At 67.6% G+C, this 23,230-nt stretch carries 17 protein-coding genes and 5 pseudogenes; 7 read left to right on the forward strand and 15 right to left on the reverse strand.

The window, feature by feature from the left end:
* Positions 1-330 precede the first annotated feature (330 nt).
* Entirely contained in the window at positions 331-1,458 is a 1,128-nt protein-coding gene (locus tag ACZ4WS_RS42460; RefSeq protein WP_467988733.1) for a transposase, read from the forward strand.
* 6 nt (positions 1,459-1,464) lie between these two features.
* Positions 1,465-1,626, forward strand: a complete 162-nt coding sequence (locus tag ACZ4WS_RS42465) for a transposase (RefSeq protein ID WP_467988735.1) — start codon at positions 1,465-1,467, stop codon at positions 1,624-1,626.
* A gap of 151 nt (positions 1,627-1,777) precedes the next feature.
* On the opposite strand, the gene ACZ4WS_RS42470 is transcribed toward ACZ4WS_RS42465, so the two are convergent.
* Together ACZ4WS_RS42470 and ACZ4WS_RS42475 are read right to left on the reverse strand one after the other, a co-directional pair.
* On the reverse strand, positions 1,778-5,905 hold the full coding sequence (locus tag ACZ4WS_RS42470; protein WP_467988737.1) for a hypothetical protein: 4,128 nt from the start codon (positions 5,903-5,905) through the stop codon (positions 1,778-1,780).
* A 137-nt stretch (positions 5,906-6,042) separates the two neighbouring features.
* Positions 6,043-6,251: pseudogene (locus tag ACZ4WS_RS42475) on the reverse strand (transposase family protein); the annotation flags it as partial.
* Between ACZ4WS_RS42475 and ACZ4WS_RS42480 the strand changes: the two are divergent.
* Positions 6,249-6,697: pseudogene (locus ACZ4WS_RS42480) on the forward strand (transposase); the annotation flags it as partial. The pseudogenes ACZ4WS_RS42475 and ACZ4WS_RS42480 overlap by 3 nt on opposite strands.
* A gap of 49 nt (positions 6,698-6,746) precedes the next feature.
* Here ACZ4WS_RS42480 and ACZ4WS_RS42485 read toward each other — a convergent pair.
* The gene (locus ACZ4WS_RS42485) at positions 6,747-7,430 is read right to left on the reverse strand and encodes a GNAT family N-acetyltransferase (protein ID WP_467988739.1); all 684 of its coding nucleotides are present in this window, start codon (positions 7,428-7,430) and stop codon (positions 6,747-6,749) included.
* Positions 7,431-7,492: 62 nt separating this feature from the next.
* Between ACZ4WS_RS42485 and ACZ4WS_RS42490 the strand changes: the two are divergent.
* A pseudogene (locus ACZ4WS_RS42490) lies at positions 7,493-7,828 on the forward strand (ATP-binding protein); the annotation flags it as partial.
* 51 nt (positions 7,829-7,879) lie between these two features.
* Here ACZ4WS_RS42490 and ACZ4WS_RS42495 read toward each other — a convergent pair.
* On the reverse strand, positions 7,880-8,425 hold the full coding sequence (locus ACZ4WS_RS42495; RefSeq protein WP_467988741.1) for a P-loop nucleotide/nucleoside kinase family protein: 546 nt from the start codon (positions 8,423-8,425) through the stop codon (positions 7,880-7,882).
* A 950-nt stretch (positions 8,426-9,375) separates the two neighbouring features.
* Positions 9,376-9,843, reverse strand: a complete 468-nt coding sequence (locus tag ACZ4WS_RS42500; protein WP_467988743.1) for an NUDIX hydrolase — start codon at positions 9,841-9,843, stop codon at positions 9,376-9,378.
* A gap of 535 nt (positions 9,844-10,378) precedes the next feature.
* On the opposite strand from ACZ4WS_RS42500, the gene ACZ4WS_RS42505 reads away from it, so the two are divergent.
* Positions 10,379-10,549 (forward strand): hypothetical protein, encoded by a 171-nt coding sequence (locus ACZ4WS_RS42505; RefSeq protein WP_467988869.1) that lies wholly within the window; start codon positions 10,379-10,381, stop codon positions 10,547-10,549.
* Here ACZ4WS_RS42505 and ACZ4WS_RS42510 read toward each other — a convergent pair.
* From ACZ4WS_RS42510 to ACZ4WS_RS42525, 4 genes and pseudogenes are all read right to left on the reverse strand, one after another.
* Positions 10,503-10,782: pseudogene (locus tag ACZ4WS_RS42510) on the reverse strand (NF041680 family putative transposase); the annotation flags it as partial. The gene ACZ4WS_RS42505 and the pseudogene ACZ4WS_RS42510 sit on opposite strands and share 47 nt — an antisense overlap.
* Positions 10,755-11,423, reverse strand: a complete 669-nt coding sequence (locus ACZ4WS_RS42515; RefSeq protein WP_467988745.1) for a hypothetical protein — start codon at positions 11,421-11,423, stop codon at positions 10,755-10,757. The gene ACZ4WS_RS42515 and the pseudogene ACZ4WS_RS42510, both read right to left, overlap by 28 nt.
* Before the next feature lie 134 nt (positions 11,424-11,557).
* Positions 11,558-11,872, reverse strand: a pseudogene (locus tag ACZ4WS_RS42520) (transposase); the annotation flags it as partial.
* Positions 11,869-12,162 (reverse strand): hypothetical protein, encoded by a 294-nt coding sequence (locus ACZ4WS_RS42525; RefSeq protein ID WP_467988871.1) that lies wholly within the window; start codon positions 12,160-12,162, stop codon positions 11,869-11,871. The gene ACZ4WS_RS42525 and the pseudogene ACZ4WS_RS42520, both read right to left, overlap by 4 nt.
* A gap of 71 nt (positions 12,163-12,233) precedes the next feature.
* Here ACZ4WS_RS42525 and ACZ4WS_RS42530 point away from each other — a divergent pair, with 71 nt between their 5' ends.
* Together ACZ4WS_RS42530 and ACZ4WS_RS42535 are read left to right on the forward strand one after the other, a co-directional pair.
* A complete protein-coding gene (locus ACZ4WS_RS42530; protein WP_467988748.1) occupies positions 12,234-12,794 on the forward strand; it encodes a hypothetical protein in 561 nt (186 codons plus the stop codon).
* A complete protein-coding gene (locus ACZ4WS_RS42535) occupies positions 12,791-13,714 on the forward strand; it encodes a hypothetical protein (protein ID WP_467988750.1) in 924 nt (307 codons plus the stop codon). Before ACZ4WS_RS42530 ends, ACZ4WS_RS42535 begins: the two co-directional genes overlap by 4 nt.
* Positions 13,715-13,727: 13 nt before the next feature.
* On the opposite strand, the gene ACZ4WS_RS42540 is transcribed toward ACZ4WS_RS42535, so the two are convergent.
* From ACZ4WS_RS42540 to ACZ4WS_RS42565, 6 genes are all read right to left on the reverse strand, one after another.
* Complete coding sequence (locus tag ACZ4WS_RS42540) at positions 13,728-17,468, reverse strand: CHAT domain-containing protein (protein ID WP_467988752.1); 3,741 nt, start codon at positions 17,466-17,468, stop codon at positions 13,728-13,730.
* Between the two features lie 1,111 nt (positions 17,469-18,579).
* Positions 18,580-18,774: a helix-turn-helix domain-containing protein gene (locus tag ACZ4WS_RS42545; RefSeq protein ID WP_467988755.1), complete on the reverse strand. Its 195-nt coding sequence runs from the start codon at positions 18,772-18,774 to the stop codon at positions 18,580-18,582.
* 242 nt (positions 18,775-19,016) lie between these two features.
* Positions 19,017-19,940 carry a hypothetical protein gene (locus tag ACZ4WS_RS42550; RefSeq protein WP_467988757.1) on the reverse strand — a complete coding sequence of 308 codons (924 nt, stop codon included), beginning with the start codon at positions 19,938-19,940 and terminating at the stop codon, positions 19,017-19,019.
* The gene (locus tag ACZ4WS_RS42555; protein ID WP_467988759.1) at positions 19,937-21,352 is read right to left on the reverse strand and encodes a phenylacetate--CoA ligase family protein; all 1,416 of its coding nucleotides are present in this window, start codon (positions 21,350-21,352) and stop codon (positions 19,937-19,939) included. Before ACZ4WS_RS42555 ends, ACZ4WS_RS42550 begins: the two co-directional genes overlap by 4 nt.
* 467 nt (positions 21,353-21,819) lie before the next feature.
* On the reverse strand, positions 21,820-22,668 hold the full coding sequence (locus ACZ4WS_RS42560; RefSeq protein WP_467988761.1) for a hypothetical protein: 849 nt from the start codon (positions 22,666-22,668) through the stop codon (positions 21,820-21,822).
* A 74-nt stretch (positions 22,669-22,742) separates the two neighbouring features.
* Positions 22,743-23,213 (reverse strand): NUDIX hydrolase, encoded by a 471-nt coding sequence (locus ACZ4WS_RS42565; protein WP_467988763.1) that lies wholly within the window; start codon positions 23,211-23,213, stop codon positions 22,743-22,745.
* Between the last annotated feature and the right edge of the window lie 17 nt (positions 23,214-23,230).

Genomic DNA, 23,230 nt, shown 5'->3' on the forward strand with positions numbered 1-23,230 from the left:
CGCCCACCGACCGGACCGCCCTCGCCGTCGCCGAGTTCGGCTCCGCCCTCGCCGTGGTGGCGCCGTGCAGGCGCCCGCCCTCGTCCCCGCCCTCGGCGTCGGCCTGGCCGTGTGGGCGGCAGTGTACCTGTTCCTGCGGCTGTGATCCGGATAGCCGCGGGCCCCGGCTGGGCTCCGGCTCGGCCGGGGCCCGCGGCGTCTTTCGTCAAGTCGCTGTCCCGGGCGGCGGCCGGGCTCCATGCTCCTGACGCGGCATCACTCCGGCGCAAGCGCGAGGCCCCCCGGCGCCGCTACACACCGAACCTCTGGCCCGTCTGGATCGTGGCACCCGTGGCGCTGATAGCCGCCGCTGCCCTCGGCTGGGTCATCTACCACTACGCCTACGACCACTTCGCGCAGGCGGCCGCCGACCAGAAGCCGCCCAAGCCGGTCAACATCAATGACGTCCTCAAAGCCACCGTCACCGCACTGACCCTGATCGGTGCCGTCCTCGCCGGTCTCTACGCCTACCGCAAACAGCTCCTCGCCGAGGGCGACGCACACCGCGCCGACGCAAGCCAGCTCGCCGACCGCTACACCACCGCCGCCGAACAACTCGGCCACGGCCAGGCCGCCGTCCGCCTCACCGGCGTGTACGCCCTCGCCCGCCTCGCTGACGACTGGGCAGAACAACGCCAGGTCTGCATCGACGTCCTGTGCGCCTACCTCCGCATGCCCTACGAACCCGACCCGACAGCCCCCGAGCACAAGGCCGGTGAGAGGGAAGTCCGGCAGACCATCATCCGCGTCATCCGCGACCACCTCCAGCAACCGGACGCACCCACCGCCTGGTGCCAGCACAACTTCGACTTCACCGGCGCCGTACCCGTTACTCGACGGATCTGTCTGATCCGGAGTGGGAGAACCTCTGTCCGCTGGTTCCGGCGGTCAAGTCCGGTGGACGGCCCGCGAAGCACGCGCGGCGGGAGCTCCTCAACGCGTTGGCGTATTGGCTGCGGGCCGGCTGTGGCGTGGAGACTCTTGCCGCATGACTTACCGCCGTGGCAGACGGTTTACCACTACTGGCGGCGCTGGCCGAAGGACGGCGTGTGGAAGCGGATGCTGACGGAGCTGCGCGAGTGCGAGCGGGTGCAGCTGGGCCGGGATCCCACTCCCAGTGCCGCCGTTGTGGACAGCCAGAGTGTCCGGGCCAGTGACCGCGGTGGCCTGCACGGCTACGACGGCGGCAAGAAGGTCAGCGGCATCAAGCGGCACCTGCTCGTCGACACCCGCGGCACCGTCCTGGTTACGCACGTGAGCCCGGCCAGTGTGGGTGACCGCGATGGCGCCGTGGTGCTGTGCGCCCGGGCTGCCGATGCCTTCCCGCACCTGCGGCACGTATGGGCGGACCAGGGCTACCGCGGCGCCGATTTCCACGCCTGGGCCCGGGTGGGGGCACCGCCTCCAGCAGTGCCCTAGTTCGCAGTGGTCCCGCGGCGTTGGGTGGTAGAGCGGACATTCGCCTGGCTGGGACGGTGTCGCCGCCTGCCGAAGGACTACGAGTACCTGCGCGTCTGCTCGGAGAACGCCATCTACCTCGCCATGGCCATGCTTCTGGTACATCGCCTCGCAAGACCAGCCCGCTGACAGGCCTTTCAGACGCCCTCTAGCTCCGCAACCCTTGCCCCGCAGTGGCGGCCGGTGCCGGTCAGCCCTCGGGGGCGCTGTTCGCGCCGTCAAGGAAGTCCACCGCCGACCGCCCGTCGCCCCCGCCCCCCTACGCCCGTGCGCGTCTCGGTCATGGCCACCAGCGGCCGACGACGAGGATCGAATCGCTGATGTGCCGTATCGCGTCCGGACCGACGAGTCGGCCGAGCACGGGGGCGGCGCTGCGCAGGGTGAAGAGGTGATCGCTGCGGGAGAGTCGCTGTGTGGCCGCGCGCAGGAACGCGACATAAGACGTCGGTGAACTGTCCGCGATGGTCTCTCCGGCCCGCTCGACGAGCATCGACGCAAAGCGGGGGTCGTTGTGGGTGGCGACCAAGGCCAGCGTGGGGGCCAGGAGATGGCCTGGCACGTGGCGGATCAGCCTTGCGAGCAGCCTATTCTGCTCGCGCTCGTCGGCGACGGCGGCGGTCGCCTCCCACGCCTCCTCGGCCACCGTGATCCGGCGCTTTGCGGGAAGCTGTTCGAGCAGAGAGATCAGTCCCTCGGCACGCTCTTTCGAAGGACGAAACCTGCGGAGCGTCTCCAAGTGCCGCTCGGCGGCCTCTGCCACGGGACCGGGGATGTCCTCAGGTACGGCACGGCGTTCCAGGACCCGTGATCTGTATGGGTCGACTCGCGGTGGTGCCTTGTCCAGCTTTACCCAATACGACGCAGAGATTACTTCTTGCTTCATCTTGAAGCGATCCTCCGTTATGAGGAGTGCGTCTGTCTCCTCGAGAGCCCGCTCCAGGATGGCCCGACGCCTCCCCTGGGAGAGGTACGGCACGAGAGCCGCGCGGATCCGGGCGCGTTGTCCTTTGGCAGCCCGTTTGGCGCGACGGTCTCCTGCTTTCGCTGTCGATGCCCGTTGTCCCGAGTCCTGGTTTCTCGTCATGGGTTTGTCGATGGCCCAGGGAACGATCAGTGGCAGAGCTGGAGTGTGCTCGTCGGTGATCGCGTCCAGTGCATGCTCAGCCAGGGCGTTTCCGCGTTCCTTTGGGACATGCGCGAGCAGGGGGGCGAGAGCTTCGGCGCGCTCGTACGCGTCGCTGAGGGCGAGTGCGTCCTGTAGCGTCCGTTCCAGAATTACTCGCGTGCGCTCGGCGGGGAGGTGGTCGAACAGCTCAGCCAGTGCCCGGGCGCGCACGCCTACGGCGGTGACGGCGTCGAGCATGTCGAGGGTCCGGTCGAGCAGTGTCAGCCGCTGTTCCTCGGGCAGGCGGCACGCTATTTCGATCAACGCTCGAGTGCGGGGCGGTTGGGTGATGCTCTCCACGATGTCCAGGGATAGTTCGGCCACGCTCCGCTGGTGTTCGGGCGCCACTCTCTCGAGGAGATCTCTCAGCGCCACGACTTGGTCGTATCCCCACTCGATGGCAGCCACCCCTGCCAAAGCCTGTCTGGCCAGGGCCAGTTGATACTGAGGGGCGGTGTATTCGATGAGATCCCTCACCGTCGCGTGGTCGAGGTTCTGCCGGCCGATGGAACTGGTCTCGGTGAGAATCTGCCGCGATACCGCACGACGACGTTCCGCGGGCCAGTAGTCGAGGAGCTCGAGCAGCATCTTTTCACGCTCGTAGGGCGGATCCGAGACATCGAGGATTTCCAGTATCTGATCCAGCACGGGTGGCAGGTGCTCGGCAGGCAGGTGCCTTAGCACATCCGTCCGATGGAATAGAAGCGTGAAAGTGCTGGTGACGGCTGCGGCCGCGTCCCGCAGTGCGGCGTTCATCGCCGTCTCCCGCTCCCGAGGAGGCAGGCTCGGGGCCAGGTCGGCCAGTTCCCGGACCCGGTCAAGCCGTCCACTGATACCCATCGCCTCGGTCAACGCCCGCTCCAGCACCGCCCGTTGCTGTTCGGCGGGGAGGTGACGGGCCAGGATCCTGAGAACTCGGACACGGGGGAAGCCGCTTTCGGACAGGGCGGCCCACAACACGTACTCCGCCATGTCCGACCAGTTGGCGTCAGGGGGTTCAAGCCCCCAGACCATGGCGTGTGTCCGGTGGCCGTATCCGTCGTTAAGTATTGTCGCGGCCCGCGAGATAGCGTGCGGCGGGAGGTCACTGTGCAGCCACTCGATCAACCCGGATAGCGCGCGTTTACGCGCAGAGGAATCTGAATTCCCATAATCCCTGATCTTCGATGCCGCCAGATATGCCTGTCGGACCACCTCCGGACGGTTCGCGGGGGGCACATGCTTGATCAGGTGGGTGAGCGTCCATGCACCCGCTTGCGGGTTCTCGAAGTCGACGGCGATGTGCAGGGCGTCTTGAGCCACGGCGCTCGCGTGGCTCTCGGGCATGTATGCCATCACCCTGACCAGTGCCTCGCCACGGTCCCAGTCATTGTTGACCGCTGACACGGCTTGCAGCGCCTCGTCGAGGACCCCCCTTTGCTGTTCGGCGGGCAGGAGCGGTACCAGGGAGCCGAGTGCGTGTGCCCGCGCCTTGGGCGATGTCATCCTGCGGGCGTAGGCCAGGGCGCGGGGAAGTCTCCAGATGTGCTGGGCGACCAGGTGGTGGAGCAGACCAGCGGGCACCTTGTCGATGAGGCTCGTGAGGGAGGACGCGATAAGCGTGTAATGGATCTCCTCAGCCAGGGCCGGAGCGGGCGGGTGCTCGGCCAGGGCACGGTCGGTGCGCTGTCGGCACTCGTCGCGGGCCTGGGTGATGTCGTCCAGATAGGCGTCCAGGGTGTCGGCGTAGTCGTGGGCGGCGAACCACACGTTCACGTGCTGCCGCTGCCCGACGGGCCGTTCGGCGCGCAGCATCCGGTGCAGGTCTGCCCAGCGCCCGGCGCGGGCGAGGTGTCTTGCCAGATGCCGCAACGCGTACCCGTCGTCGGCTTCAGCGAGCGCCGGTTCTTCGGCCAGGGCTTGCAGTTCGCCGTCCAGTCCGCCGAAGAGCTCCAGGTACCGCTCGGCCACGCGCGTGTGTGCCGCGCGGGTGGCGGGCTCCAGCACCTCGGGCCACGCCAGTTGCTCGTCCGGCCGGTTGGCCGCGAGGGCGGGGGTGGCACCGGTGAGGATCTCGCGGAGGCTGGCGTGGTAGATCTCGAACCGCCGGGGTGTGGTCGATGTGGCGGTCAGAAAGGGCCGCAACCGGTACTGGCACCAGTCCCGCGTCAGGTCCTCGGGCGCCCCGGCCAGTGCCGCCAGTGTTGCCGCGGGCAACGGTTCACCAGCCGCCGCGAGCGTTGCCAGTACTGGAAGCAGGCCGTCGCGCCAGTGCTCGTCGCCGCGCCAGTCCCGCAGACGAGCGGCGTAGTAGGACCACAGGCCCTGGGGAAGGTCGTCCAGCGCACTGGACGAGGGCCGGCCCAGCCGCATCGCTTCGAGTACGTACCGCACATAGACCCACACCCCGCCGCTGCGCGCGGCGACCCGGGAGGTGAACTCCTCGGCGGTGACGCCCGCTTCGGCCAACCAGGCCTTCAGCCAGCCTTCCTGGGCCTGCGCACGCAGGTACGCGATCTGGTCGCTCTGGTTGCGCTCGTCATCTGCGTCGATCCGCAGCACGGCGGAGGAAGGGTCGCTGTTCTCCGGGGGGTTTCCCGTCCGGTAGGTGCCGATCACGAACACGCCGTGCGGCAGCAGCCGGGGCAACCCCCATGGCAGAGCGCCCGGCTGGCGCTCCGCCTCGTCCGCCCCGTCCACGACCAGCACGACACAACCGTGTTCCTCGCGGGCCTGCTGGGCTTTGGCCGCCGGCTCGAGTACGGCCACGAACCCCTCCGGAGTAAATAGCCGTTCCGGCAGCTGACCTTCGGGGGCAAGATCCTGCAAGTCGTAGTGCTTGATCAGCTGTCCGGCCAGGTTCTGCAGTGCGACCCGGACCGCTTCTCCCCTGGTGTAGTGGGCGAAATGGCCGAACCAACCGCGCTCACGCACCAAATGAACGGCCAGCGCGGACTTCCCCATGCCTGCGTCCGCCTCGATCCACAGATAGCCGGACGGCCGCCTGTCGAGGAAGTCATCGATCTCGTCGATCACCCATTGGCGGCCGGTGAATCCGCCGTCCAGCACCTTGTCGAACACCGTCCTCGGGTCAGGGACGGCCTGGTCGATCGGTACCGCGGCCGCACCCGGGCCGAAATTGTTCACCTGGTGGTGGACGTACGTGGCGCTGCTGTGGTCTCCGGTCACGGCGGCGTACACATCGCGGCCGGCTCCGACCGCGCCGTCACCGGACGCCTCCACCCGTTTCGGCTCGCTCCCCATGTCAGGACGGTAACGGTGCACACCCCGCTTACGTGCACTGCTTCACGTATATCTCCTCGATCACGCCCAGCGTCCTCACTGACTCCACCTGTCGCGGACCAGGCAACGCGCAGGACACGTGGATCACTGAGGCCTTTTCATCCTGCGTCTGAACTGGCCTGATGGAGGGTGAGGACGGCTTGAACGAGCGCGGTGATGCGGGTGGTGGAGCATCGCGGCTTTCGGAGGAGCCGCCAGGTCTTGAGGGTGGCCATGGCTGCTCAACAAGCGCCCGGATCTTGGCCTGGGACCGGTTCACGGCCTGCTGTCCCGCGGACAGGGTCTCCCACCGGCCGCGATAGGGAAGCGCTCAGTCGCCTCCGACGCCTGCGGTGTTCCCTCGGGATCGTCTCCGCCGGAGCCAACCGGCACGACTCACCCCTGCTCGGGCCCACCCGGGAAGCGGCGAAGGCGCAGGTCGGCCCGCTGCCGGAAACGGTCAACGTCAACCTCGACCGCGGATACGACAGCGCCAAGTCCCGTGCACTTATGGCCGAGTTGGGATTCACGGCCGAAATCGCGCGTAAGGGAGTGCCAGCCCCGATTCAGGCCGGCAAGCGCTGGGTCGTCGAGCGCACGCACTCGTGGATGAACGACTACGGCAAGCTCCGGCGCTGCACAGAGAAGAGCGGCAGCGTCGTGGACTTCTACCTCTACCTCGCCGCCGCTCTCGTCACGCTCCGCGTGCTGATCCGCCGGGCAACGAGCCGCTACCGCTGGGACGGCCGCCCTACGTGCCGACGCCTCAAGTGAGTCATTTTCCGGTCGGTCATACATAGGCCTCCGTACAAGGAGACACGTCCTACCAGGTGGAGGGAACCACCGGCCCTCGGGCGATCAGGACGTCGGCTTCGTGGTGCCAGCCGAGGGAGGAGTAGAGGCGCTTGCCTTCCTCGCTGGCGATGAGAAGACCAGTACGGGCGCCCTGGGACACGGCGGCCTCCGCCAGAGCGCTCATCATGGCGCGGCCCAGGCCGCGTCGGCGGTGCGCCGCGTCCGTCTCGATGCGATCGGCGATCGCGTCGCCGCCGATCACGGCAATGGCGCCGCGCGCTGCCACCTCTCCGGAGGGGCCATGGATGGAGACGACCGTGACTGGTCCCTCCGTGCGCACTTCGCGCTCGTACGGCGCGGCGGGCGGGTGCTGCGGGTGCTCTGCCAGATCGGTCGTCATGAACCACTCGGACCGGTGGAGCAAATCCAGTCCGGCGGCGCCGACGACGGCTTCGACTGTGCTTGGGCGCAGCGTAGGTACCGTGAGCCAGGTGATCTGCCGCGCGGCGGCGACGGCTGCCGCCAGCCGTGCCAAGGACTCGGGCTCCTCGTCCGCACGCAGCGCGAACACCTCGACCTCGCGGCCGGGTTGGTCGCACTTGGACCGCAGGCCGTCCCCGGCGGGCTCGACCGGCTCGGCCTCGGACAGGGAGCGGGCGACAGTCCAGCCGTCCAGCCAACGTCGTATTAGCTCTGGTTCGATCTTCGTCATCCGGCGATTAGAGCATGCCGCCACCGGCGGGCCGGCGAACAACCGTCCCCCATTGTCCGCCGCTCGCCGCCAAACTCGTCAACGAACTCGTCGAGGCCGCCGACGACCGTCAGCTGACCAAGACCATCGCCCGCTACGGCCGCGTGGACCTCCTCGCGATCGACGAACTCGGCTACATGGAACTCGACCGCCGCCGTGCTGAACTGCTCTTCCAGGTATTGACCGAACGGGAGGAAAAGGCCTCCGTGGCCATCGCCTCGAACGAATCGTTCGGTGGCTGGACCAAGACCTTCACCGATCCCAGGCTCTGCGCGGCCATCGTCGACCGGCTGACCTTCGGCGGCAACATCATCGAGACCGGCACAGACTCCTACCGCCTCGCCCACGCCAAGACCCAGCAGGGAAGCGGCCGACCTGCAGACCCGGCGAGCTGTCACGCGCCGGGCGGATTACCCGTTCAGGCCCGCACTGACGCGGGCAAGCACGCTGTCGGCCAGTTCCTGCGGGGTCAGCTCGCCGTCCAGGAACACGGTGTCGCCGGGCAAGGTGTCGGCCGCGGCCGTGCACGGCTCGATCCTGTCCTTGCACCACTGCCGGACCTGCTCATCCTTGGCGGGATCATCGGGGGTGAAGCTCCGTCCGTCGATCCGCTTCACCAAGACCTCCGGCGAGACTTTGAGGAAGAAGTGGTGGGCGACGATGCCCGCATCCTTCAGCACACCGAAGATCTCGCCGACATACCCGGGATTGACCAGCGTCATGGGGACCAGGACGGGGCGTTGATACTCCTGGACCAGACCCACGGCCAGGTCCGCGACCTGCCGCCGCCACAATCGCAGATCCTGGAAATCGCCGGTCGGCACCTCGACGATCTCGCGCAGCACATACCCGACCATCTCCGGGTCATAGACCAGCGCCTCGGGCCAACGTGGACGCAGTTCATCCACCAGCGTGCTCTTCCCGCTGCCGAACGCACCGTTCACCCAGACGATCACACGCTTCTCCCACCTCATCGTCAGCGACCCGCGTCCTGGGCACGGCCGTATCCACGACACCCCGCGACGCCCGGGTGGGGCCAATTCACACTGCCAGATCATGCCCGAACGATCGCCAACCGGGGCCGAAACCCACTGCTTGGGTTCTATAGGTCGTTGCAACACCAGTCCTGAGGGATGTTGCGATGACCAAGCCGCGTCGGACCCATAAGAAGCGTGGACCTGCCCCGTTGGCGGAGAAGCGTGATCAATAACTTCGGCTCATGGCGCAGGGAATGAGCAACTCGTCCCCCGTGCATACGCAGCACGTACGACGTCATGCCCGGGTCTTCGAAATACTCCGTGATGTCGAGGCTCTTTGCCGTCCAGCGGGCCGCAGTGCTCAGGCGTTCCTCCGGGAGCACGTTACCGAGGGCAACTCCGAGGCCCACTCGGGCGCGGGCGAGCAGGTGCAGTACCTCGCGCTCGGTGTGTCCGTCCTCGATACGGGCTTCGAGGCAGGCGACGAGCGGCCAGAGTTCGGAGACGGCTTCGGAGGCGTGGCCGGACTGGCGGGGCGACCACGGCGAGCCGGACGGTGGACTCGCCGAACTGCAGTATCGCCCGGTGGTCCGTGCCTGCGGCGTCGGTGATGCCAAGGACGTGCGGTGGCAGACAGAGCCGGTCACAGACCCGTCGCCGGGAACCCACATCGTCGAGCGTGCGCTTTCCCAGTTCCAGGGCGGAGATGTACGTCTTGTCGTAGCCGAGGAGTTCACCGAGCCCGGTCTGGTTCATACCGTGCACACCCAGCGGTAGAACCGCAGGATGCTCGACAAGTCGCCGGTAGCGAGGCCTTGTTGGGCTTCTCCGGTCGCCAAGTGCCACTGAGCATGGCGGGCCGAGGACCGCGCGACTGGGAGCCGCCTGCCGTCCGCTCGCTTCACCATCTCTCCCCCGCCCATGGTCGACTACATCCGCTCGTACTCGCCCGCACCGACAGCGCCCCGGCCGTACCAAGCCGCGATGGCCTGCTTGTATCCGTCCGGCATGTTCAGCGCGGGCACCTCAGCGGCGGTGAACATCCCGAGCTGCTTGTGCTCGTGACTGATGACCGGCGGCTGGTCAGGGGTGAGCACGGTGCAGCCGTACGTGACGATCAGGACGTTGCGGCCGGGGATCGGCTGGTAGATCCACACGCCGCCGTCGATGAGCGGGCCGGCCTTGACCTCCCAGCCGGTCTCCTCCTGAATTTCCCGCTCCACCGCGGACTCAGGGCTCGCGTCCATTGGTACAGCGCCATCCGCACTGCCGATCTCCAGACGGCCGCCGGGCAGCTCCCACTCCTCACGCTCGTTCTTCAACAACAGCACGCGATCCTGCGAGTCGAGAGCGACGCCCTTCACAGAGACGGGCCAAAGGGGCCGCGTGTACGTCATGACGGTCCTCGTCCTGCGGTGTGCGACCCGGGCTTTCGGAACGTAGCACGCCTCGTGCAACAAGCCTCCGAGCTGAGCGAATTGCCCGAGTCGACAATCAGTCGCTTTACCCCGGTCAGCACGCCCGACCAACCTGGCCCCACCGACCTCGACCGAAGGAGTACGGCGATGCACGATGCCGCAGCACGGTCTGTGACGCTGTTCGCGGCGCACTACGTCGACGTTCGTGCCCGGCAGTCCGACGAGGTGATCGCCACCCAACTCCGCGAGACCCGGGCCTCCAGCCGGAGCACCTCACGCGCGGCCCGCCGCTCAACAGTCAGGCCCCCACCCTCCGCGTACCGCATAACACCGGCATACCGCAGGGATCACCACCGTCACCCTCCGAGGCCAATCCGAAAAGGTCAGTAACGCTTCGCCCGCGCCCTCACCGACGAACCCCTCAAGCACATCATCGATCTACGGGAGCGCGGACGTCCTACCAGGCGCGACCGCTGTCCTGATCACCCTCGATGCCCATGGCGTCTGGCAGACCGTGGTGACCGGCAACGCTCGTGCCGTCGCCGAGATCAAGCTCCAGGTGTTCGCCCTCGACAACCGCATCCTCTGGGACTTGGGTGCTGCCGCGGTCACACCGTTCTTGAGCTTGAGCCCGATCTTTATCTTCGAGACGCGTGAAGTTCTGCGAGGGTCTCGGCACGTGTGACGGTCTTACCGACGTCGTAGCGGGGTGCCGGGCGGCCGACCGGGGCCAGTGCCACGAGGTTTGGGAACCCGGGCCGGACTGGCCAGGTACGCGCGGATGTTCCTGAACCCCCGGCGGACCCGGGCCGGAGTCAGCCGGTCGGGAGCCGTGGGCTTCTCCCAGGGCCGGCGGAGCTCGGCGGTCCGGGTCCGAGTGCAAACGACCTCTAACAAAGGAGAGCCGCGATCCTCCGCGCACCGTCCGACGAAGTCGTCGTCAGCCTGGCCCACGACCCATCCCGGAAGGAGATCTTGAAGTCGGACTCGGCCATGCTGAATCGCTTGATCTCCGCGCCGACGATTTCCTTCCGAGGCAATGACCAGAGGACGGCCTCGGATCCCGGAACCTTCTCGCCACCGCCCCATGAGACGAACCAACTGCCCCGCGCCGTGTCCTCGTACGACGTAATGCGCACGAGCCCATCAGACTCGGCCAGTTCGATCTCGGTCACCATTCGCCAGGACCTCCGGGAGGGATCGAGCTGCCAGGGCAGCGTACGAGCCGTCTCGCCCACGCCCGCCCACATGACGGGGAAGTCGTCGACTTCGTTCTCACGCTCCTCCAGCTTCCCCCGCTTGTCGGGCGACGCGGGACTGCCGAGGGCGCTGGCGATGATGTACAGCGGCAACATCAAGAGCCCGGTAACGACAGTATGGACGTGTCGGCCGAGCTTGCCGAAGAACCCCCGCACCGCGAAGGCCTGTCCAGGGGGCCAGCCGGGCAGGTCGGGTTCTATATCGTTGCGCTCGTGGTCGCGGAAGGAGCGCCGCTTCTCCACCGAGGCGGCAGTACCACTCGCGAACTCGACCCGGTAACGCTCCGGTTCCTCGTCCATGACCCTTCCTTCCCTGCCGCTTTGGCGGGGTCAACTATGCCAAGTGAGGGCACAGCACCCGCACCCGGACCTGACTGGCACCACCAGAGCCGTCTTGCGCGGATGTGAGCCGTGCACGGTGAGCTCGATCTTCATCTTCGAGACGCCTGATAGCCACGGCTGTCCTTGCCGACGGTCTCCGCCGCCTTCACGCTCTGGGAGTCGATCACGATGGCGACCGCCCGAAGTCCTTTGCCCATCTCCTGGCGGATCCGTCCGGCAAGCTGGTCGCGAATCTGCCCGACGATCCCGGCGACCGCCCAGCGGGCCATGAACCCCCAGACCGTGCGCCAGGGCGGGAAGTCCGCGGGCAGGGCTCGCCATTTGCAGCCAGTGTCGACGGCGTAGCGGATGGCGTCGACGGTGATGGAGTGTCCCCTGGCGCCGGACCCCCGCGGCAGGGGCGTCAGCGGGAGCGAAGACGGCTTATCACCGCCAGCGCGGTGGTCGTCGTGGCGAGCGCGTCCTGTCCGGCGCGCCCCTGTGCCCGGGCCTGCGCGAGTGTAGCGGTGCCGGCGCCGGTGGTGACCGGCAGCGCCGTCGCGAGCACGGCGTCGAGGCATGTGATGCCCACGGCCACGGTCGTGACGACGGCCGGTGCGAAGGAAGCGTCGACGCCGCCGAGTTCGTACTTCAGGCTGCGCAGGGGGCCAGGCAGTCGGCGACGGTCGCCACGCCTGCGCCAGCTTTCGAAGTTCACCGACAGGTGGCCTGCTGCTGTGGCTTGGGCCCTACCGGTGAGATGCTCGACGGGGAGAAACGGGGGAAACCGTGGATGAAGCCGAGGCCCAGGCGGTGGCTCCGAGTCGTTTTCAAGACATGCCGCTGGTCCGTGGGGCGGTGCGCAAGCCGTACGAGGCGGACCTCGGTGGCAGCGAGGCGTGGTGTGTCATCGTCGATGATTCGTACGCGGTGGTCGATGCACGGCCCCGTGGGACGCCATCCGCCGCGTCGGCGACGCTGAGCGCCGGCTGCAAGGAATACCGTCTTATCGTCGCGCATCCTGAGAGCATCGTGGTACACGCGCTGACAACGTGGGCGTTTCAGCAAGTCGAGGAGGACGGCGGGCCCGTGGCCGTGATCGTCGCCGATGCTGATGGTGTGCGGGGAGTCTGGGCAGTAGAGCATCTGCAGGAGGTCCTGGCTTTCGGGGTCCCTTTGTCGGCCTATCCGACCCTGTCGGGAGATCTGCACATTCCACAGATCATTCGACGGTGTGGCTACCGCGAGGCCGGCCGGCACTGCCGAGTCATGCAGCGGTTCTCGTCCTATCCGCCTCGCATGCCGCCTTGCGCATCCTCGCAGTTGGCAGCGCACACCTTCGTGTGGTGACGCCGATGGTCACAGGTCTGACGCAGCGAGTGTCCGGCTGGCTGTCGGTGCGAGAGTTCTTCGCACTCGTCGTGCCCTGCCTGCTGTTCTGGGCAATTGTCGCGCTGTTGCTGTTGCATCGGTTCGGGGCCTTTGTGGCGCGTGACTGGTGGACGGTGCAGGACCCGTCGGTACGGCTCGCCGTAGGCGCAGCCGTGGTGAGCACGGTGACGGTCTCGACGGTGATCCTCTCTCAGCTACTCACGGAGCTGACCCGACTGTTTTGCGGGTACGGATGGAATGTCTGGGGAGCGGGGTGGTTGGCGCAGAGGGCGAGACAGCGCCAGAAATCGCGGTGGGATCGGATCAGCGCGATACATGCGTCAGATGCGGACCATGACCTACTCTACCGGCGTTTCCCCGTGTCGGAGCATGAACTCCAGCCCACCCGGCTGGGCAATGTGCTAGCCGCCGCTGAGTCCTATGTGCGCGACGAGCGCCGCTACGGAATCGATCCGGTCTTCTTTTGGCCTCGCCTGTATCCGCTACTCTCCGATGTCCTGCGCGCAGAGTTGGGGGCAAGCCGGTCCGCCATGGACGCAATGCTGGTGACGTCTGTGCTGGCGGGCGTCCTCGGCGTGGGCGTCGCCGTGGCCGGAGAGGCGGTCTGCCTCTCTTGGACCGCGCAACTCATGACCGCATCGGCGGCGCTGGCAGTCAGCAGGCTGTGTTATCTGGCAGCCGTGCGGACCGGGCTTGGGTATGCCGAGTTGGTGCGTGCGTCCTTCGACATTCACCGGCGTGATCTGCTGAAAGCCCTGGGGCTGACGCTTCCCGGCACGCTGGATGCCGAGCGGGCGCTGTGGAAAGCCCTCGGCCAGCAGTTGTACCGGCGGGGAGCCGACGAGGAGCACCTGCTGATCTTCGACAGCGGATCCTGATGGAAGCCCGCGTTCACCTTCCGATGTGGACGAAGGGGGCCCATAGGTAGGGCCGGTTGGGGTGGCGCTGGCGCAGTAGGTGGACCGTCTGGTGAAGTGCCTCAGCGGATCGGTCGGTGTCGCTTGCGTACGTGCCGGTCAACGCGTCGTAGAACAGGTCGGCCGCGCCGCCTGCCACCCGGTGAGAGGCCGCCCACAGGCTTGCGATGACATGGCGGCAGCCGTTCGCCTGGAGTTCCGCGCCCAGGTGTTCGGCCTCGTCGGGAAGAGTGGCGATGGAACTGGCCGTGTGACACGCGGACAGGTAGGCCAGTTCACTGCCGGGCTGCGCCTCCCAGGACAGGCGGTCGATGCTCAAAGAGCCGTCGCTGAGGAAGAGCCGCGCCGATGTCGTGGTAGTGCCCGGCAGGCCGTGGGCTGCGATATGCAGCCAGTCGCTGGTGGCGCAGGCCTGTAGTGCCGAATTCACGCGCGCCTGGTCATCGAGCAGGAGCGTGCTGTCCACCGGCAGCCGTTCGCGCAGATCGGTGAGGTGGCGCGCAAGACCGGGGATGTCGGCTAGTCCCGTGGTGGTTGACATGCCCAACAGCAGCATCCGCTTCGGGTTCGCTGTGCGCGGTGGGGCCAAGGACAGCAACTCGGCCAGGGCCGTGAGGGTACTGGTGTAGGAGGAGACGACACGGTCGAGGACGGATACTCCGGCCGCTTCGTGGTGCAAGTCGGCGGCTGCGTGGAGGGGCAGGACGGCCAGCGAGCCGGTGGGGCACCACCACACCCGCGGCCGCGGTGTGCCCTGGGGCGGGGTACTGCGATGGCCCAGGGCATCCAGCACCGGTGCCGCCACGGTGTCCCACAGCCACTGGCGCATCTGTTGGGTGACGTGCTGGAGTTCTCCCAACAGCTCAGGAGAGCGGATGCCGAGGTCCAGTTGGAGCAGGCACGCGTAGAACTCGCGTGTGTAGCGGACGGTGGCCTTCTCGGTGAGCTTGGGCAGCGGCAGGGCACGCAGGCCGTGCCGGGTGATAATCAGTGCGTCGCATCCGGCGCTACTGACGTTGATGACGACTGCCGCCTGGCCCTCGGTGAGGTGCCTGCGCAGCAAGGCGGTCGGTTCGGTGGGGTTCGGGCTCGACCGTGCCGTGTCCCTCATCTCGTCCATGAGGGTGTGCCATTGCGTCACCATCGACCGCCGCAGCGCCTGTCCATGCTTGATGTGCTCGTCACTGCGATTCGTGGTCATGCGCTCTGCGACCTCAGCGCCGTCGGACGACAGGAGCCCATAAGGCTCGTCCTCCAGGACATCACGCCACCAACTGGTCCCCTCGAAGGAGATCAGCGCGCTCTCTCCTCCCAGATAGTCGGACAGGCGCTCTGCCAGGCCCATCCGGTCAAACCCGATCAGCGCCTCGTGCACCACCTTCATCCGTTCGGCGAGTTCTGGCCGATCTGCTGCGACCGCGGCAATGCACGCCAGACGCCGACGCACGGTTCTGCGCAGAACGGTGCGCCCTTCTTCCACGAACCGCAACGCCATGGGCAACCGTCCAGCACGGATGGCACACGCGGCGCCGACCCGGGGAACCCAGATGCGGCGGATGAGGCTTTCCCGACGTTCCTCCAGAGTTGCGGCATGCCAACGCCCGTCAGTGATCAGCTCCATGAGCAGCCACCAGGCCTCGCACGCCGAGTCGTAGTCGCCCATCGCCGTGGCTTCAGCACCCCAGGCATGCGCGCCGTCCCGGCGGATATTCACCTCTGCTTCCACGGTTTGGGCCGCTTGGCGGAAAGCGCGTACGGACTCAGCGCGCGCATCCGGATCGTCGCAGCCGGTCTGTTCCCGCCACTGAGCCAACGCCGCTGCGAGCCACACGGCGAAAACCGCCTTCCTGGCTGCTGACGGCGTCGCGCCCAGGGCACGACGCGCTGTCGTGGCCGCACGCTGAAGGTCATCGGGTAAGCCGCGATGGCGCAGAGCGTTGACCAATGCGCCCAGTGATTCTGCCGGGTTCTCCCCCAGGCGGGCTGCTTCCGCTACCGACTCTTCGGCCATGGCCACCGCACGGTCGATGTCCACAGCTTCACCCGTCATGCCGTATCGCTCGACCAGGGCGTTGGTCAGGTTGAGCAGACGCCCCCAGCGCGGCACCTCCTGCCCCTCGCCCTCCAACTGCGCGGCCATCTCCAACAGTTCAACGATCGTGTCCAAGGCCTCTTCGTTCAATGGGATCCGTGCGGCCAACGCGGCTGCGCCCATGTTGCTGAGAGTGGTCGCGTCCGGCACTCCGTGCCGTCGGGTGAGATCCATCAGGGCCGACACCGCGTCACGCCAGTCCGCGGGGTCGCCGATCAACTCGGCGCGCCGGTAAAGCATCTCCCACAACAGTTCCCGCTCATGCGGCATAGGGCGATCTGAGTCGAACGCGAGGGCCCTGCGCATGGTCTCGATGGCATGATCCAGGTCTGTCGGATTCTGGAAGGCCTGCCACCCCTCGTACAGCACTGTCGCGAGATGGGCCCTGCGGCGCGGATAGCGGGGATCAGCCAAGGACAGGCAGCGCAACGCACGGTGGCCGGCCTCAACGGCCGGAACGAACGCCTCCTGGGTGCCCTCCTGGCGAAAACTTGCGCGCGACAGCATCGCCTGCCACCACGACAGGTCGGCACGTGGCTGTGTGCCTTCTCGACAGCAGCGCTCGACCATCGCCTGGGCGATTTCCAGAGGCGCTGAACTGCCGCCGTCGGGCGTGCCCAGCGCGATCTCCACCAGGCAAGCGACCAGTTGAGCAGTTACCGGCTCCCGCACACCCACCGCGAGGATCGTCTCGGCCAGCATGCGAGCTCCATCCAGGGTGTCCTGCTCACTGCCGTTGAGATACGCCCGCAGAAACAACGCCTGGCCAGCAGCACTCACCAGCGCGACCAGCGTCTGCACCGGCAGCCTGCCCGGGCGGCGGTACTCGGCAAGTGCCACCTCCAGTGCTTCGTCAAGGTCTTCACTCCACCCCAACAGTCCGAAGCGGTACACCAAAGCCATCCCGAGATCCGCCGCGGCCAACGCCCTCTGGTCACGATCGGTGCCGGCCAGGCTCAGCCAGCGGCGGGCATGAACAACTGAGCAGGAACAGGACCTCAGGGCCTCGCTGTCGGGGTCGATTGATGCCATCCAGCGCAGCGGATGATCAAAGTCCGCAGCCCGGCGTGCCCCCATCGCCTGCAGGTGTTCGGCGACCGGCGCCGGCGCGGGGAAGGCGCACTCGCTGGCAGTTGCCGTCTCAAAGGCCTGCAGAGCCAAGGCGAGGTGTCCCCTGCCGTCCTGCGGCGGGGTGCGCAGGTAGGTGACCCATCGCGCCCACCCCAGCACCACCGCGGACTCGCCCCGCAACTCCGCTGGCAGCCGAACATCGTCCAACAGCACTGTCAGGCAACGGACGTTGAATTGCCAGGAGGCCGAATGGGTCGGCACGTCACCAAGCGACGCGCCCACCTCGTTGGCGAGGTACACCGTGAGGTCTGCGACCAGGTCGGGTTGCAGCGCCGACATTTCTTCAGCGTCGACGAGCATGGTGAGGGCATGCAGGACCCGAGCGCGTTCACCGATCTCCGCAGCGCCGGTCATGATCTGCGAACGGTTCCAGCAGGTGCGCACGATGAGCGGCCAGGCCTGTGCCAAGAGGCTTGGTGCGGCATTCCACGGCGGAGTGGCAAGGAAGACCTCAAGTCGTGCCAGGGACTCCTCCACCGCCTGCTCCAGCACAGCGGCCGCCTCACCCCGCGCGAACCGTGCACACGCCCCCTCGAGCGCCCCCACCCAGGCCCCGTACATGCGAACGGCCCCCTCCGCACAGCAGGTCCACCCCGTCAGCCGCCTGCGGACACAGGCAATGCCCCATGCCCCAGGCATGACGTCGGCCCGGTCGAGATCTGGCGGCCCCGCTTACGATAGACATGTTCCTCCCCCGTAGCGTGAAGACCGTGACTGCAGGGGATGTTGTGCGGGCCTGCTTCAGAACAGCACTCGGCCTCGTCTCCGTGGCACAGCCGCCAAACCTCACCGAACAGCCCCGCCTGGACCGCCCCCGTCGTATGGAGCTCAGATGGCAAGCGATCCGAGACAGGCCACCATGACGCCCGCCGCATCGGTCACAACTTCCCCGTGCTGGCAATGCCCTACCGCTCCGAGGCACTGATCCGGCTGCCGGCCAGGAGGGTCCGTGCGTAGGCGGAATGAGCTCGTAGGAGCGTGACAACCCTGTCGGTGCCACCGAGCCGATCCCTCACACCCCTCACCCGCCGCACGCACCCGGCACACTGAGTCCCATCCAACCGTCCCGGAATCCGGTGAACTTGACCATGCAGCCCGTGATCCAACTCCTCAGCACCACGCGCAGATTGTCCTCAATGGGGTTTACACCGTGTCGACGACCAGTCGCTCCGCCGTAAGCGGCGGGTATTCGATACGTGCTCCCAGCCGACTTCATGCCACCCTGGGATGCGCCATCCCAAGACGGCACGGGCGGCCCCCGCTCGCGGCCCTCCAGACGGGAGCGGTAGACCTTGAGGTCTGCGCAGACGCACTCGATGAGGGAGAACCGCGCGCCGTGGCCGGCAGCGACAGCGCGCCACCCGGCGACGACGGAGTCGTTCAACAAGCAGTCATTAATAACTGACTTGCGCACCATCAGCTGCCGGGCGACCAGGGTTTTCAGTAGGTCGTAGTACATCGCGAGACGCGTCGGTAGATCGAGGACGGCGCGCCCGTTCCCACGCTGCCGCGTCGGCGGTGCTGGCGCGGTAGGCCTCGCGGCCGCCGTTGCCTGCGATCTCTCTCGAGATCGACGACGGCGACCGGTCGCGGCGGGCATCAGTCACCGCCAGTCCGGCGGCCCCTCCAGTGTCTTCGACAGCACGGCCGCACTCGGATACCGAGCGCCCTTCCGCCGGGCCTGCTCACGGGCGGCGACCGCGTCGTTGTACACCACCCGCGCACACCCGAACGCCCGGGCCAGCGCACTGCGCCGGCCCGGATTCGGGTCGAGGCGGAAGGCATACCGAAGCTGCATGATCCGGACGCTAACCCCCACCACCGACACTCCGTGTCGGGTCGGTCGAACCCGGATCTGCCGTAACGATCCGCCGGCCCGGGTGGAGCGTTTCCCGGCTCCGCCGGGACGTTTCCGCGGTGCTCCGCACCGCAACCACCTGATGCGCTTCACCATCGGCCTCAAGGCCGATGCACTGCGGATGAATCCCGGTAGCCGGATTCAGCCTCAGGCCGGGCTCGGCCCCGAGGGTCCTTGACGGCTCACGCGCGATTGCGGGGGCTCGCGGCCTCCGGCTGTCCATGGGCTGTCGCGAGCCGCGCGGGCGGCCGGACATCGGCCATGCGTCGCTCCGGGCCGCGCCGCCGCAGCACGACGTACCCGAAGAAAGCGGCCGGACCGAAGAAGATCTGCGCGGGCACGACCTCTGGAAGGTGTCCGGTGAGCGCCTCGACCGTGATGGGTGTCAGCGTCGGCGCCAGCGCGCCGAACACGGCGACCAGCCCAAGAGCCAAGGTCAGCCCCGAACGTCCGTACGCCTTGTAGGCCACGGTGGTGAAGAGGGCGTACACAAGGAGGTCGCCCATGCCCAGGACGGCACCGAACTCGCCAATGCGCAGCCCGGCCGACGGTGCGAAGGCGTAGCCCTGCACAGCTCCGAACAGCTTCTGGGTGAGCGGCACGACAGTGGCGAAGAAGAGGTCATACACGGCGAGCGCCAACGCGAAGCGGGAGACGTGCCGCAGCTTCAAGCCGCCCTGCGCGTTGAGGTTGGCGGCGCCGACCGCCATCATCATGATGACCACGCTGTTGACCAGCCAGTACGGCAGGGTGTGAGTGGGATCGTCCTCAGCGGTGCGCGCGGCCAGCCAGTCGGCGGCCAGCAGACCGACGATGAGCGACCAGCGAACCAGTCCCCGCCGGACAACGGGCCCGTAACCGACCGCGAGACCACCGGCCAGCGTCAGCCCCAGCACGGGCGGCAGCAGCCAGCCCGGAAGGGAGAGATAGAGGAAAGGCAGTGCGACGACGAAGCCCATCATGATGACCATGTCATTGCCGTTGAAGGCACCGACGGCCGGGCGGGGCAGCGTGACCCGTCGGAAGTAGGCGACTGAGGCGAGCGAGACACCCAGGGCGACGGCGAGCGTCACGAGGACGAAGAACACGCTCTGTGCGGCGGTCACGAGGCCCGCCCGGCGAAGGCGAAGCTGTTCTCGACCAGATCGCAGCGGTAGCGCCGCAGCTCAGGTCCTTCCACCGGTACGACGTCGACGGTGGCGGCGATGCCCGCCTCGGCGAAATGCTGCGCGATGCCGCTCGTCTCCGGCACCGAGGAAGCGGCCACCTCCACATGCAGCCGACCGTCCACCACGTCGGCGCGATAGCGCATTGGCCAGCGCGCGCCGGGCAGCGCGTCGAGGACCTCGATGATCTCGCGCGGAGTCACCGGGCCATCCTGGGTGCGCAGCACATGGTCCGCCTTGCCGAGGATGTGCGAGGTCGCCGGCACGTTCGCCATCTCGCAGGTGAGCGGCGCGTCGGGCAGTTGCCGCACCAGGTCCCGGGTGTCGTAGCGGAAGAGCGGCATGCACTCCCGGTAGGGGAAGAAAGGAGTGGCGACAATCGTGCCGAGCGCTTCGGGCGCGGCTTTCCTTCCGGTGTCGAGGTCGCACACCTCCACCAGGCCGATGCCCGCGTCGATGTGGAGATGCCGCTGCCGGCAGATCGCGCCCGCCACCGGCGTCACCTCGGTCATACCGTAGCCGTCGTGGACGGTGGCGCCGAAGGTCTCCTCGGCGGCGGCCGAGAGGGCGGGTGAGAGCACTTCGCTGCCGACATTGATGCGGCGCAGCCGGAAGTCCGCGGGGCCGAGTCCACGTTCGCGAGCCAGTCGGATCAGCTGCCCCAGATAGCTGGGGTAGGTGACCATCAGGGTCGGCGCCGATTCGTCGGTGCCCGCCGTGAGATCCAGAGTCTCCGCAGGCGGCACCAGGCCCACCATCCGGATCGCCGCTCCCGCCAAGCGGGCGACCTGCATCTCCGCGTACGCCGTGCCGGTCGCACGGGAGCTGACGTTGAACTGGACCAGGTCGGTGGTGCGGACGCTGCCGCGCAGCACCTGGGAGAGGGCGACGAGTGCGGGCCACAGGCGCTCCTCGTAGCGGGAGTACCAGACCTCGGTGGGCCGGCCTGTCGTCCCGGTGGTCCGGGACGCAAGGAAGGGCTCGCCGCAGAGGAAGTCGCGGGACCGCTTGACCAGGTCGGTCTTGGTGGTGACGGGCACTGCGCCGATGTTCTCGGTGGTCAGTGCGCCCGGGTCGACACCCGCTGCCGCGAAGTGGTCGGCATAGAAGGGCGACTTCGCCGCGAGGCGTTTCGCGGTGCGGCGCAGGGCCTTGTTGGTGAGGTCGGTGCGCATCTGCGGGTCGGCAGCGGCGCCGCGCAGCAACTGTTCGACGTCCTCGCCGGGCGAGCCGAACTCGGCGAGTGTTGCCAGCGCGTCCTCGACGAGCCGTTCGGCGGAACGCACATTGATCGGACGGCCGAGCACCATGGCCAACGCCATCCGGAACTGCCGTATCCCCGCGTCGAACATGGATCCTTCCCCCGCCCTCGCCCCCGGCCCCGTCAACGTGGTGGGGTGGGCGGCCGTGGCCGTCCACCCCACCCTCGCGTCAGCTGGGGCAGTTCGTGAAGAGCACCGCCGCCAGAGAACCCATGACGTACTTCGTGTGCTTGAGCGTGGAAACGATCGCGGACATTCGAAAACCCCCTGCCTCGTTCATAACTGAGCCCCCACCGGTCAGGAGAGGCACGACGATACTCAATGGCGAAATATTCTCCTGTCAAGGAGTTACCAGGCGATCGGCCTTCCGTCGCTAAACATGCAATCGGCCCGTTTTTACTGAGAGTTCCCGCCACATGGAGCGCACCCAGCCTCCCCCTTCGACCGGCTTGCCCGGGCCGCGGACGGAATTGCCCCCATCAGGAGCGCAGCCACCGCCCTGGCCCTCCCAAAACAGCACCTGCCGACACCGGCACCCATCGGCAGTGGGCTCGTCGCTACAGCTCCACATAGATCGCCGAAGCATCGTCATGCGTCTTGCCGCGGCGATGTTCACGCCCCAGCGGGTCGGCCGACTCCGCCGCCCTCACCTGGTCGACAAGCTCCTGCGGGCCTTCTTTGCGCAGCAGGCTGAGTAAGGCCTCCCAGTCGCCGAGCCCGAAGACCTCCGTCCAACGAGTCGCGCCGTCGGTGAGTGCCGCCAGCGTCGCAACCTCGGCGCGCGACGTGCTCCCGGTCACTGCGCGCTGGGCGACGTCGGGGTCGGCCGCGGCGGTGAAGAACCCGCCCTCGACGTTGCGCAGTTCCTCCACCGCCCGCCCGTACTCCCGCCTCGCCGTCTCCTGCTCCGGCGAACCGGGCGGCAGCTCCTGTACCCGATCGCGCAGCGCCCGCAGCAGCGGCGGCAGTTCGAGCACGGGCCGGTCGAACACCACGCGCAGCGGCCCGCCGGGCGCCTTGAGCAGCAGCGTCGAGTCGGAGAGGACCAGGTGCTCCACTCGATCCTGGTCCCAGCGCACGGCGACGACGGTGGTCTGCGGGGTGTGTACGTGTGTGAGGTCACAGCTCGTACGGTGCGCGTCCGCGGTCCGCTCGATCGCCTCGGCCAGGCACTCGGCCAGGGTGATCTCACGCCGCACCCCCACCAGCCCGTGCAGCGCGGCGCCGAAGCGGGCCGTGAACCAGGGCACCGAGTGCACGCACCCTGTGTCACCGTCGGCCGGCGGGGTCACGCCGTCCAACACGACAAGTGAGCCGCCGCCACCGGAGGAGGGGAGAGAGACGGCGGCCAAGTCTTCGTTGGGGACATCCGACTCCCCGGGCACGCAGACCAGTTCGATGCGCATGGCTCCACTCCTTCCTGGCGGCGATGGGTGCCTGTCGGGCGCAAAGTCCCCGCGTCGAAACCCAGCGAGACGTATCAATGATCGACAATTTCAGCTGCCGAGGAGGGGAAGAGGCGAGCAAGGATGCGGCGTTCCTGGATGAACATGTCCTTCGGCAGGGCGTCGACGGCGAAGAAGGCCGCCTCCTTGACCTCTGTGGCATCGAGAGCAAGGGCGCCTGGAGGACACGGTGCCGAGTACACCATGGTGACCTTGTAGATCTCGTCACCGTTCGGATAGCAGTAGTAGAACTCCGGGCCGGAGAAGATGCCTAGAAGGGTGAGGTTCTCCACGACGAGTCCGATCTCCTCCCGGACTTCACGGCGGGCCGTGTCCGTGATGGTCTCCCCGGGCTCCATGTGGCCTCCGGGCAGGCTCCATTCGCCGGTGTCCGTGCGCCGGGTGAGCATGATCTTTCCTGCGTCGTCGATGAGGACGACCAGCGCTCCGGGCAGCAGGAGCGGGCGGGTTCCGACGTATCCGCGCAATTCCTTGATGTAGTCCATACCAGCTTCCATTGACG

The sequence above is a fragment of the Streptomyces sp. NPDC029292 genome (assembly GCF_055569295.1).